Consider the following 12,603-nt stretch of genomic DNA (forward strand, 5'->3'; position numbering starts at 1 on the left):
TGTGGCGCGCCAGTGTCCAGACTCCCGGGTGCGCATGCTGGCGCCTGCGCTCCGGCGCTCATGCACAGGATATAACGGCCGGTACGATCGACGGGCTGGTTGTAGAAGCCTCGTTGCTGCTCCTGTGTGGGGTCCAGTACCAATTGACCCGTGTCGTTGATGTTACGTGGCAGCGATATGATCCAGCGCTTGAAGCCCGCATCGACGAGTGGATTGGGAGCATCCCTGCCTTCCATCAGCCCGGTACCGATGATCGCGCCCACCTCGCTGCTGGAGATGCCGTCTACGCCGCGGGAAAAATAGCGGCCAGGACCGAGATGGGCGGCATTGCAATCGCGATGCTTGTCGCTGCAATGCAGTTCATGCACTACATCGACGGTCATGCGATGTGCGATGACGCTATCCAGTCGCACGTCGTGCCTTTGCAGTTTGCCCTCCAGCATGACGCCACTGACATAGCCATAGGTGGATCTGTGCCCGCCCGATTGAGCCGGAACGTGGTTTTCGGCGACCCGCAGACCCACCGAACCGGTATCCAGCAAGGCTCTGGTTTCCGGCGCATCGCCGACCTGGATGGTGATGTAGTAGATCAGTTTATGGCCGACCTGCATCGCTTTGATCGGAATCACGACGGGCCGCTCGGTCGTGGAAGTCGCTTCAGCGCCTGTCGTGGAAGAGGTGCTGGATGGTAAGGGCGAATGCGACGGGGCTTGGGCGCAACCGAGCAGGCACAATATAGAAATCAGAGGTAGTGATGCGCGTGAAAAGCGGTATTTCATGGATGCGCCTGTTCTTTTGCCTGCGTGCAGTCATCCGGCCATGGCGACATTGTCCTGACTAGCCATCACGCGGTTGATCCCCTATGCCAAGGTGTGACTTCAAGACGGATTGGCAACCATCATGTTGCCGAATATGTTCGAGCTTTTCCACAGCCCATAGCGATCGACATGGCCGAAAATTCTTGTCGTGAAGTTGGGATGCCGCATGAGCGCCCTGGGTGACGGCATTTCCCGAGTGCTGGCTGGAGCGGCTCGACGTGGCAATCGTTTTCCATTGCATCGAGCCATTCTCCGGAACGCCGTGGAGATTCTCGTCACCATCGACAGTATTCAGAGTTTGGCCTCCGGCGTCGTCATTCTCGCCTTGCGGCTGCGGAGGTTATCGGTGGCTGAAGTCCGTCTTTTGAAAAAGCGTGAATGGGTGCCAGTCATGTACGGCATTTGACACGCCTGACGTGTAGTAGTCGGCCAGCAGATGGGCTTCTTAGGGTGTGTAACTGTGCAGCAACGGCGTTAACGTCATGGCGGCATGATGACCCGTCAGTTGTCCGGTGTTTTTGACCAGCCTGCTGCCCAGGCCGGCGACCTGCGCTCCGGCTGCGTTGGACCGAAACGCTTCTGGGATAGGCGTGGCGTCAAGAAAACGCGACAGGTGCATGTCGGGTTGTGTGTTCCCATCATGAGTAGAGCGGCTTGAGTGCCCCGTAGCCTCATGAGCAACAGGAGTATTCGTTTCGAATCCATGGTCAGATTCTGGGATTACTTGATCTGAAGGCTCGCGCTATGACGGCGAAAGTGCTTGCCGTATTTCCTGCAAGGCCGGCAGCAAGGCTTCTGGTTCGCGTAGCGCCTTGCGGGCGGTGCCCACCGCTTTGCGTAATGAAGCCGGCGTTTCGCCACGCTCGATCACGGCGACGGCTGACGGGCCACAAGCGGCAAGTGCGTCGATCCAGTCCGCTGGCTGCACCTTGTGTCGCGTGAACCTGCGACTGGCACGGAATGCAGGAGCGATCTGTTCCAGATTGTCCAGCGCGGCTATGAATGGCTCGGCGCTGCGCTCGGGTATCGCAGGGTCCAGGGCTTCGGAGAGCACCGCCAGAGCGTCGGCGAGGCGTCGGCGAAGTACCAGACTCGAAGGGACCGGATAGACAAACCACGCCGAGGCGACGCCAACGATGGCGCCGATCAGGATTTCCTCCAGGCGTGGCCACAACACGCCTTCTGCCGGGTGCCCGCCGAGACCTTGCAACAAGGCAAGCGCGAGCGTGACGAACAGGGCCCACCAGGCATAGCCCAGGGGGCGCAGCCAGAGCCCGAGGAAAATGGCGCCAAGGATCAGGGCGATGGCGACCAGGGGTTGGTCGATATGCACGGTCGCTGTCAAAGCGATACATGTGCCAGCGCCAGCGCCCACGACACGCAGGACGCTTTTGTACGCCACATCGAGACGTCCGCGATTTCCGCTATTGACGATGAATGCGGTGAGCACGATCCATGCCCAGCGTTGCGGGAAAACCAGGTAACCGATGGCGAACGACACCGCCAGCGCAACAGCCATCTGCAAGGCCATGCGCGTACTGGCCTGGGGTTTCAGGGGGCTTGCCTGTGCGGGGGCGGTTACCTTGGCGACGCTGGTTTTGCGATTCGCACTGGGCAGGATTCCCAGGTGGCGCGCGGCGGATTGGAATACCGCTACCCAGACCAGTGCGAGCAAGGCAACGATCACCGGCACCAGCATGGCCAGCGTGGGACTCAGGTGGCGAGGGGGGATATAGGGCGTGGTCAGCAGAGCGACAAAGGGCAGGGCGATGAGCGATCCGCCCCTGCGTATGGCCGGTCCAAACCGGCGCATCCAGATAGGCAGCGACAAGCCGGCCACGAACACCGCTGCCCCGATCCAGCGTACGTGATGCAGCAGGCCACCGACGCCCACGGCGACAAGGGCGACCAATGGCAGGGCGATGGCCGCCTCGATGCGTCCACGCATGTCGCGATCGAGATGACTACGCGAGAACGACAGGCTCAGCACCACGGCCAGCACTCCGGGGCCTGGTTCCGGGGCGAGGGCCATGGTGCAACCGAGCGTTGCCAGCATGGCGAGCATCGCCACCACGGCCTCACGAAAGGCGCGTGCGATGGCGTCTGGTGCGAAGTGAGTGCGCCACGCTTGCATGCTGATCGTCATTCCGTGTCCCCCTGATCCGTCGAGGGACTATAAACGACGCGTGCGGCAAAACGTGGACGCGGTGCTTGGCCGGTTTGCCCTCTCATCTAGGTCCGCTCCCCCGGCTGGCCGAGAGAGCGGGTTGGGATGAAGGGCGACCTCTTTGACTCAAGGCAGCTTGTTCAGATCCACATCGGGCTGCCGACCGGTCGACTCGCGCGTGAATGTTTGCCCGGATGCTACCGAACGACTGAAGAATCCGTCATTGCGCAGGTAGAACGCCTTGCCGTTCGCACCACCGGCAAAATCCAGGCGCTGTTTGTTCAAGCCGGTAGGATCGACGTCGTAGTAGGCCGAGGTGATTTCGCTCCAGTGGCCGGCGCTGTCCACGGCCCATTCGTTGGCGAAGTTTCCTTCGCGGCCGATATAGCCGGTTGCGGGATTGAACGATTCCAGGAACGAATACACACCCGTCAGTGATTTTGATGCGCCGGCGTATTTCCAGGTCGCCAGCAATTGCCACTTGTTGCTGCATTTCTCGCCGAACCACGCGGTGTAGAGCGTGTTGCCCTGGCCATCGGCCTGGGCTCGCGTGATAAAGCGATATGTCTGGCCGGCTTTCCATGGATAGACGATATGGCTTTGTCCGCCTGTGCCTTCGCCACCGAAATTGTCGATGATCACGCCAGGACCCTGGCGTACCAGGCTGGTGGGTGCGGTCGGTGAATCCCATACCGAAAACAGGATCCAGCGTTCGGTCGGTGAATTGACCTGAATGCCGAAATAGCCGACGTCGAAGCCATTGGCCATGTAGTAGGAACCCACCGGATCCTGACCCCTGGGCACCGTCACTTCGCTGTAGAAGTATTCGGTATTGGCGGGAACCTGGAAGCCCAGGTGTACCGATGGCCCGCGTAGCGACCAGTAGAAGTTGGAGGGATCATTGGCAAACACGGTGCCTGCCTGCGTGGCGCTGCCACTGGCCTGTAGATCGGCGATATCGCCGAAATAGCCGCCATCGGTGGACACACCTTGCAGATCCACGCGAACGTAACCGGGTTTGTCGATGGTGAAGTTGCCGGCGGCAAAAGGCGACGTGCCTGTGTTGGACAAGTGCACCAGGTGCGATTGCCTGCCTACCGTGACCTTGACAGTGCTGTGGCTGGCGCCGCTGAGCGAGCCGACCAGTGAGAGATTCAGTTGTCCGGCTTGCTGCACATCAAAGAAGGTACTGATGACGGCTTGCCTTGAATCCCAGTTATGCAGGCCGTTGTCGTCAATCAATTCGTCGGCGGCAGGCGAGGTGGTGGTGATATAGGCGTTACCGCCCAAGGGCACCTGTACGGGTGCGGTCTGGGCCAATACGTGGCTACAGGACAATGCGAGCAAAAGACCGGTCAAGCGATACGCGACAGGACGCATGATTTCTCCCCAGGCTTGCGGATGATGGAGCGAAAGGCCGGACGCGGCTCCCCGATGCCGGGGTCCGGTTTGAAGAACACGGGTCGTGCGGAGGCGCAGCTTTCGAAAGATGAAAGATGGCAAACGAAGAATAACGAAAGTTATTAGTCTTGCAAGTGCTTTCGTTTGACGTGCGCCGTAGGAGCGACTTCAGTCGCGAAGCGATCTGCCACGGGGTCGCAGATCGTGACGAGGGAAATCTTCAGCGCGTAGTGCCCGCCCCAACCATCAGGTCGGTCCCGGAGCCATGACTCAACCCTCATTCCCGCGCGCCATCACACACGCGCCATCAAACCAGCGTGACATCCACCCCGGCCGTGCGCAGCGATTCCACCGCCTTGGCCTCGGCGCTGGTGTCGGTAATGACCCGATGCAGTTGCTGCACGGGCGTGATCACGGACAGGCTACGCTGCCCGAGTTTGCTGGCATCGAATACCGCTATGGTTTCGCGCGAGACGCGGATCATCAGCGCGTTGAGCGAGGCTTCCAGCGGGTCGGGCGTGGTCACGCCAATCACCGGATCAAGGCCATCCACACCCAGGAACAATTTGTCGGCCGACAGCTTGGAAAGGGCCTGTTCCGCATCCGGGCCAACCAGCGAATACGAGGTGCCGCGCAGCAGACCGCCCAGCATCATCACGCGGATATGCGACAGCCCGGATAACTCCAGCGCGATATTGAGCGCATTGGTGATGACGGTGAGCGACTCGAATTTCATCTGCCGGATCTGTCGGGCGATCTCCACCGTGGTGGAGCCCGAATCGAGGATTACCGTCTCTCCGTCGCCGATCAACGCGGCGGCAGCCTGGCCGATGCGCAGTTTCTGCGAGTGATAACGGGTTTCCTTGATATTGAGTGGCGTGTCGTGCGCACTGGCCGGTGCGGCGGGAAGGGCTCCGCCATGCGCGCGGGTAATCGCGCTACTGCGCGCAAGCTGCTCCAGGTCGTTGCGGATGGTCACCGCCGAAATGCCGAACCGGCCGGCCAGCTCATCCACCGTCGCGCGCCCCTGGGTTTCGACGTACTCCACGATCAGGCGGCGGCGTTCTTCGGCCAGCAGGCGTTTGGTCGGAGCGGAGCTAGAGGGCGACGGACTCATGGGGCAGGCGAAATAACCGGGCAGCGTTGTCGTGGTACACCTTCCGCAGGATGGTATCGGGCAGGCCCAGTCCGTAGATCGACCAGCGCCCCTGCGGCGGTGTTTCAGCAGGAGCATAGTCGAAATACTCGTCTTCCGTTTCGAGGAAGCGGTAATAAATCTGGTACAGCTCGTCGCAGAACAGCTGCTGCGGCACGTCGTTGCCAAACGGTGGCGGTACGGCGTCCGTACCGAACAGGATGCGGTCCTGGTACTTGTCGAAGAATCGCCGGGCGGCGCGCGGCTGGCGGCCAAGCTCGCCGATGCGTGCGCTGATGTCCACCAGGGTATTGGGAAAGCGATCCAGGCAGGCGGCTACGGCATCGAGGTTTTCCGCCCAGTTGCCAACATGCATCAGAGCGAACGTGGTGTTCGGATGGCGTGCGATCATACGGTCGCGCGCCGCCAGGATCTCGGCGTTGCTGGGAAATTGCGCGCCATAGAACGACCAGTCTGGATGGTTGGCCAGCTCTTCGTAGCGTTCGTTGGTGGGGTCGGTAGGCAGGAAGAAGGCTTCCGGATCCGACACGTGCAGGAATACCGGCATGTCGTGGCTGGCGCAGGCCTCCCACATGCCGTCGAAACGCGTGTCGTCCACGGTGACCAACTGGCCTTCATCGATACCTTCACGCAGGTACAGGCCCAGCGACTTGAGCAGTTTCAGCCCGCGCGCACCGACGCGGTGCGCATGGTCGATGGCATCGGCTTGTCGCTGTGAGTAATCGGATTGAGTGAACAGGCCATAGGATGGCTCGGTCATGGTGAGGAAACGCCCCGGAGCGGCGCGGTCAAAGCGTCGGATGGTGTCTTCCAGTCCCCGGCCGGTGCCCCCGGTAAGGTTGACCATGGTGCGGATCCTCATGCGATCCATGACCGGCAACAGCGCTTCGGGCTCAGCGAATACGGTCATTTCCTCACCCACGCACACGCCGCTGCGCACGTTGGTCGTCCAGGTCAGGTGCGCATGCGCGTCGATCACCGGAAAGCGCGGCCCTTCGATCGGTGTACGGCGTGCGTGCAGCATGCTGCGCGGCCGAAACTGGCTCAGACGCAGCCCTTCCTTGCTCACGTCAGCCTGGGTGGCGAGTTGGTTCTTGCTGTTTTCCACGCGCACGTTACCGGCGGCGATGGGCGGTGAGCAGCATAGACAGGAGGCGGCGTGGGACATGCGGGAGGGTAGGGGTGAGGAGTGAGGAGTGAGGAGTGAGCGCGGCGCGTTGGAGCGAAGGCGAGGGCGGAACACTCTCTCCCGCCTCGCTTCTCTCCACTCGCTCCCCGCTCTTCCCTCGTGCACGAAGCTTATCGTGGATACCGTGCCATGATCTGGTGTACCTGCTTGACCAGCGTCACGGCCTGGTCCAGCGGACGCAGCCACATGTTGCGGCCAAACATCACACCTTGCGCGCCCGAGGCCATGTAGAACTCCACTTTGCGCAAGACCGCGGCATCGTCATCATTTTTCTCGCCGCCGGAGAACAACACCATGGTGCGGCCGGCCGAGCGCACCACGCGACGCGTGCGGGCTTGGGCGTCCTCGTCGAGCTTGTCGTACGGGGCCGGCACGTTGGCGCGCTTGTCGTCGGGTTCGTGCAACTTGACCAGGTCGGCGCCGAGCTCCAGCGCGACACGCGCGGCATAGTCCTGGGCAAACAGCGTGCCCTTGCCGCCCTTGGCTTCGATCGCCGCGCCACGCGGATATGACCACACCACCAGTGGCATGCCGTAGCGCTCGCAGTCCTGGCGCACTTTCTCGAACTGGCGAAACTCGTCGTGCTGGCGCGGTGAGCCCACGTACATCGTGTAGCCAACCGCATCGGCACCCAGGCGCACGGCGTCTTCCACCGAAGCGAACAGCGGCGAGGTGGCCTCGGCATCGCTGGGGATATTGGTCTTGCCGTTGAGCTTGAGGATCAGCGGCACACGGCCCGCATAGGCACCCATGTACTTTTCGGCCAGGCCTACGCCGAGCGCGATGGCCGAAAAATTCCCCTCGACGGCGAGTCGGAACTGGTAATCCGGATCGACCGCCGGGGGATTGGGGAAAAAGTCGGTCGGACCGTGCTCCAACCCCTGGTCCAACGGCAACACCAGCAGACTGCCATTGCGCGGACCGGCGCCATAAAGCAGCCGCCACAGGCGCGTACGCTTGCCGTGCGAGAGACTCAGGCCCGAAAGCGATGCGTAAGTGTTCGAAGGGTCTTGCAAGGGATTGTTCATTTCGAATACCGTTGGTTCCGTGATCGGATGGTTTCACATTCGAGTGATTTAGGCAAAATGTCAATACTTCAAAAGAAAACGAAAGAATTCGAAAGTATCAAGACGCTACGCTCCGCTCCACTGGCAGAGCAGCGCGCCGCCGGGTACGCCGATACGCTGCGGGAAATCCTGCAGCAACCCCAGACCTGGCAAGGTACGGCCGAACACATCGCCCAGCCAGCGGCGCGCGAACCTTTTGCGCGTGCCTTGCAACCCCGGCCGACGCATATCGTGCTGACGGGATCGGGCAGTTCGATGTACATCGGCGAATCACTCGCGCCCACGTTGCAGGCGGAGCTGGGGATATCTACGCAGGCGATTGCCGCCGGTACCTTGCTGACTCACTTGCGCGGCACCCTCCCGCCCGGCCCTGGTCTATTGGTGTCGTTTGCGCGTTCGGGCGACAGCCCCGAAAGTTGTGGCGTCGTCAGCCGGATATTGGAAGAGGCGTCGGACTGGCGCCACCTGGTGATTACCTGCAATGCCCAGGGCAAGCTCGCCACGCTGTACCGCGACGAGCCCCGCGTGGACGTCGTGGTGCTGGACGAGCGTACCAATGATCGCAGCCTGGTGATGACCAGCAGCTTCTCCAACCTGCTGCTGGCCGGCACCGGCCTGTTGCAAGCCGGCCAGGGAGCCATTCCCGCCACGGCGTTACCGTCGCTGGTCGAAGCCGTGCAACAGGTATTCGATCATCATGGCGAGGCCATCGCCGGCATGGCGCGGCGTGATTTCGACGCTGCAGTCTATCTGGGCAGTGGCGGCGGGATCGGCATCGCTCGCGAGGCCGCGTTGAAGATGCTCGAAATGACCGGCGGCAAGGTGATCACCTTGGCCGAGACCTTCCTTGGCCTGCGGCATGGGCCGATGTCGTCGGTACATCCAAAGACGCTGATCGTGGCGTTCCTTTCGTCCGACCCGGTGGTGCGAGGTTATGAGGCCGATCTGCTGCGCGAGTTGTCACGCAAGCAGTTGGGCCTGGCACGGCTGATCGTGGGCGAAGGCATTCCCGCGGATCTGGTCGGCGTCGACGATGTCGCCATCGATCTGCGAGGCGTGGCCGGGCATGGCGAGGTGCCGACCTTGCTTGCCGAAGTCGTCGCGGGTCAGTTGCTGGCGTTCTTTCGCTGCCTGCACCTGGGCGACAAACCCGATACGCCCTCGCAGGGCGTGCTTACCCGCGTGGTTGAAGACTTCGCCATCCATGGGGCAGGCTGATGGCTTCCCGACCCGGGCGCATCCTGGTGGCAGGCGAGATCAATGTTGATCTCGTCTTCAAGGGTCTGGGCCATGCGCCCACGCCGGGCCAGGAGGTGCTTGCCGACGACATGCTGATGACGCCGGGCAGTTCGTCGATGATCTGCGCCATGGGGCTGGCTCGCCTGGGCAATGCGGTCGTTTTTCACGGCAAGCTCGGGGACGACGCCTGGGGCCACTACTGCCTGGGCTCCCTGCGTGGCGCGGGTATCGACGTCGCGACATTGAAGCCCGATGCCAGTATGCGCACGGGCGTCACGGTGTCGCTCTCCACCACGCATGATCGTTCCCTGGTGACCTTCGCCGGAGCCATCGCCGGCTTGCGTGCGGATGATATCGACGATGCATTGCTGCGGCAGGCCGATCATCTGCATGTGTCTTCGTTCTACCTGCAAGAGGCGCTGCGCCCGGATTGTGGCGCACTGTTCGAACGTGCCAGGTCGCTTGGCTTGAGTACCTCGCTCGATCCCGGTTTTGATCCGCGCCAGCTCTGGAATCCGGATCTGCTCGACGTACTGTCGGCCGTGGATGTGTTCCTGCCTAACGAAGACGAACTGCTGGCCATCACCAGGCGCGATTCGGTGGCCGATGCGCTGCGCGCCTTACCTTCGGGACGAACACGCACCGTGGTCAAGCGCGGCCGGCTGGGTTGCCTGACGCTGGATGCTGGTGAGCTTTTCAACATGCCGGCTTTCCACATCGATGCCGTTGATACCACCGGAGCAGGCGACTCCTTCGATGCCGGATTCCTGCACGCCTGGTTGCGCGATCTACCGTTGCGCGAATGCATGCGTTGGGGGAGTGCATGCGGCAGCCTGTCCACGCGCGGCATGGGCGGCACTACACGGCAGGCGACCGTCGATGAGGTCGATGCGCTGCTGGGGATGCCGACATGATCGCCGTCGCCGGATTCAACACCGCCATCGATCGCCTGTTTCGCGTCGAGCATTTCGAAGCCGGGCAGGTAAGTCGAGCCATCGACGAGCATGTCTACCCTGGCGGAAAAGGCCTGCACGTGGCCCAGACCATCGCCGCGCTGGGTGAGCGGGTGCAACTGGTTGGCCTGATCGATCGCGCACACCGCAATCTGGTTGGACAACGCATGGCCGAGCGTGGCGTGCTGTTCCACGGTATCGAGATCGATGACGATCTTCGCACGTGTATTGCGGTGCGGGATACCAGTGGTCGTATCAGTGAAGTGCTCGGACGCGGGCCCCTCATCGGTGAGAAGACCCAGGATGCGTTGCGATCGGCTTTCTGGCGCGCGGTGGATGAGAGCACCGTGGCCGTGCTCTCCGGCAGCCTGCCACATGGCATGCCGGTATCCACGTATGCCGACCTTGTCCTGGGTGTACGTGCCCAGGGTAAGCACTGCATCGTCGATGCCAGTGGCGAGGTATTGCGCGAGTCTATGGCTGCGGTGCCTTACCTGGTCAAGCCCAATCGCGACGAAGCGCAAGCCCTGCTCGGCTATCGGATCGGCGACGTCGATGCGGCTGCGCGTGCTGTGCGCGATCTACAAGCACGCGGTATCGCAACCCCGGTGTTGTCATTGGGTGCGCAAGGCGCGATGGCGGGGCATGGCCAAGACATCTGGCACGCCGAGCTGTTGATCGACGGCGTGCGCAATACCGTGGGCTCGGGCGACTGCCTCCTGGCCGGCATGATCGTGGCCTTCCGGCGAGGCATGTCCACGCCTGATGCCTTGGCGCTGGGTGTGGCCTGTGGTGCGGCCAATGCGCTGCAAGAGGAAACGGGTTGGGTCGAACGCGACGTGGTCGAGTCATTGCGCTCCCGCGTACGCGTGCGCCCATGGACAGCGGATTTCGCGCAGCGAAGCTGAGCGTTGTGGATCAGAGAAAAACGGCCGGCCATGCCGCGCCGCGATGCACCGGGAGCCCAGGCGCCGCTAGAGCGCATGGTTACGGCAAGACGGGAGGATGGTTCCAATGCGGTCGATTCAAGCAAAGCGCGGCGAGTGCGCAGGGGGAGGCTTGTCCCTCAGGAATGCTCGCATCATGCAGGTGCATGCATCCGCGCAAGGCATTCATGCCGGCAGTGTCTGTAGCAATGGCGATGCGCCATGCGACATCGGCCGCCTTGTGCACACAAGTGACTGGCAACGTTTTCGAGGAACGCGTTAACCCGCGCGCCCGGGGAGGGGGCGTGCATCAGGACAGTGGCCGTGGGGAGGAACTCGCGGTCTATCCATCAGGGACATCGTCGCCGGGGAGAAGTGGTGGCGGCGTTGTCTCAAATCATCGACGAGGCGCGGCATGAACAGGATGAGGGAAAGACGTTGTGGGGGCCGGCCAATGGCATTGGCCATCGGTCTGTCATTGGCATTGGGCATGACCGGTGCGATGGCACAATCGATAACCGGTGGTGTGTACGGCAAGGAGCCGGCAGGTTCGGATGTCACCGTGACGATCGATGGCGTCGCCACCGGGTATCACAAGGAACTGCATCCGGAGGCCGACGGCCACTACTCGCTCAATGGCTTGAACCCCGGACGATACAAGGTCACGGTGTCGCAGGGCGGTAACGTCGCCGGCAGCCGTGAAGTGATGGTAACGCCCAATGTGCAAACGCCGGTGGCGAGCTTCACGGCCTCCGCCACGGCGGCGTCCATGCCCCCGCTGCATGCGGCGGATCTTTCCGGCATCAGCGTTACCGCGTCGACGATCCATTCGGACATTGTGCCGATCGATGTCAGTACACCCCAACTCACCAGCAATTACAGCATGGCCCTGGTCAACCAGTTACCGACCGGGCGCAGCCTGGAGAGCATCGCGTTGCTGAAATCCAACGTGCGCTATGACAACCAGACCACCGGCAAGGTGCAGATGGGCGGCGCCAGCCCGTCGGAGAATCGTTACTACTTCAACGAATTCGATACCACCAACGACTACAACGGCCTGGGGGCAACCATTCTGCCCAGTGAAGCGTTGAGCTCGGTGCAGACTTTGTCGAGCAACGCCACGACCACCTGGACCAGTTCCACCGGTGGCGTGATGGCTGCCACGGTGCGGCAAGGTACCAACAAGTTTGAGTCCGGTTATTCGCTCTATTTCACTCCGCCGACGTCGCGCCTGCTCAACCCGCGCTCCAGGGATTCCTACGACTCGGAGGGCAATTACTATCATTTCTACAGCGAGAATCGGCACGACGCGAATATCACCAGCCAGTACCTATGGGCCTCCGGTGCCCTGGTCAAGGACAAGCTATTCTTCTTTGCCATGCTTGGCAACGGACCGGATAACAACAGCCAGAGCACCACGCAGACCTTCCAGACCTATACCAACACGCGCGACAAGAACGCCCTGCTCAACCTGACCTGGAACATCACCAACAACCAGAGCTTGAACGTGGTGGGTTACCGGGACTGGAAGGATACGTTCAATAACCAGTATTCGCTGACCCGCGACTACGATGCCAGTTCGGCCGGCAAGTACTTCGGTTGGAATGCCGCGCACGTGAAGGACCAGTTCCTGATCGGCAACTACAATTGGCAGATCAACGATGCGATGAGTCTGCGCCTGATGGCC

10 protein-coding genes and 1 pseudogene are annotated in these 12,603 nt (G+C 61.8%); 5 read left to right on the forward strand and 6 right to left on the reverse strand.

Going from position 1 to position 12,603, the window contains the following annotated elements; genetic code table 11:
- A partial coding sequence (locus VF436_RS05750) for a hypothetical protein (RefSeq protein ID WP_330903057.1) occupies positions 1–629 on the reverse strand: 629 nt, incomplete at its 3' end.
- A gap of 355 nt (positions 630–984) precedes the next feature.
- On the opposite strand from VF436_RS05750, the gene VF436_RS05755 reads away from it, so the two are divergent.
- Positions 985–1,224, forward strand: a complete 240-nt coding sequence (locus tag VF436_RS05755; protein WP_330903058.1) for a hypothetical protein — start codon at positions 985–987, stop codon at positions 1,222–1,224.
- Between the two features lie 336 nt (positions 1,225–1,560).
- Here VF436_RS05755 and VF436_RS05760 read toward each other — a convergent pair whose 3' ends face one another.
- The 5 genes from VF436_RS05760 to VF436_RS05780 all read right to left on the reverse strand — a co-directional run bounded on the left by VF436_RS05760 (position 1,561) and on the right by VF436_RS05780 (position 7,759).
- On the reverse strand, positions 1,561–2,964 hold the full coding sequence (locus tag VF436_RS05760; protein ID WP_330903059.1) for an FUSC family protein: 1,404 nt from the start codon (positions 2,962–2,964) through the stop codon (positions 1,561–1,563).
- A gap of 147 nt (positions 2,965–3,111) precedes the next feature.
- A complete protein-coding gene (locus tag VF436_RS05765) occupies positions 3,112–4,365 on the reverse strand; it encodes a DUF3472 domain-containing protein (RefSeq protein ID WP_330903060.1) in 1,254 nt (417 codons plus the stop codon).
- Positions 4,366–4,693: 328 nt separating this feature from the next.
- Positions 4,694–5,503: a transcriptional repressor AgaR gene (gene agaR, locus VF436_RS05770; RefSeq protein WP_330903061.1), complete on the reverse strand. Its 810-nt coding sequence runs from the start codon at positions 5,501–5,503 to the stop codon at positions 4,694–4,696.
- Entirely contained in the window at positions 5,484–6,710 is a 1,227-nt protein-coding gene (locus VF436_RS05775) for an amidohydrolase family protein (RefSeq protein ID WP_330903062.1), read from the reverse strand. Before VF436_RS05775 ends, agaR begins: the two co-directional genes overlap by 20 nt.
- Positions 6,711–6,841: 131 nt before the next feature.
- Entirely contained in the window at positions 6,842–7,759 is a 918-nt protein-coding gene (locus VF436_RS05780; protein WP_330903063.1) for a fructose-bisphosphate aldolase, read from the reverse strand.
- Between the two features lie 57 nt (positions 7,760–7,816).
- Between VF436_RS05780 and VF436_RS05785 the strand changes: the two genes are divergently transcribed.
- The 4 genes and pseudogenes from VF436_RS05785 to VF436_RS05800 all read left to right on the forward strand — a co-directional run.
- Complete coding sequence (locus tag VF436_RS05785; RefSeq protein ID WP_330903064.1) at positions 7,817–9,016, forward strand: tagatose-6-phosphate ketose isomerase; 1,200 nt, start codon at positions 7,817–7,819, stop codon at positions 9,014–9,016.
- Positions 9,016–9,951: a carbohydrate kinase family protein gene (locus tag VF436_RS05790; RefSeq protein WP_330903065.1), complete on the forward strand. Its 936-nt coding sequence runs from the start codon at positions 9,016–9,018 to the stop codon at positions 9,949–9,951. Before VF436_RS05785 ends, VF436_RS05790 begins: the two co-directional genes overlap by 1 nt.
- Positions 9,948–10,898, forward strand: coding sequence for a 1-phosphofructokinase family hexose kinase (locus VF436_RS05795; protein ID WP_330903066.1), 951 nt, complete (start codon positions 9,948–9,950; stop codon positions 10,896–10,898). The genes VF436_RS05790 and VF436_RS05795 overlap by 4 nt, the downstream gene beginning before the upstream one ends.
- A 472-nt stretch (positions 10,899–11,370) precedes the next feature.
- Positions 11,371–12,603, forward strand: a pseudogene (locus VF436_RS05800) (carboxypeptidase-like regulatory domain-containing protein); the annotation flags it as partial.

This window comes from Dyella sp. (genome assembly GCF_036384435.1).
GTDB lineage: Bacteria > Pseudomonadota > Gammaproteobacteria > Xanthomonadales > Rhodanobacteraceae > GSA-30.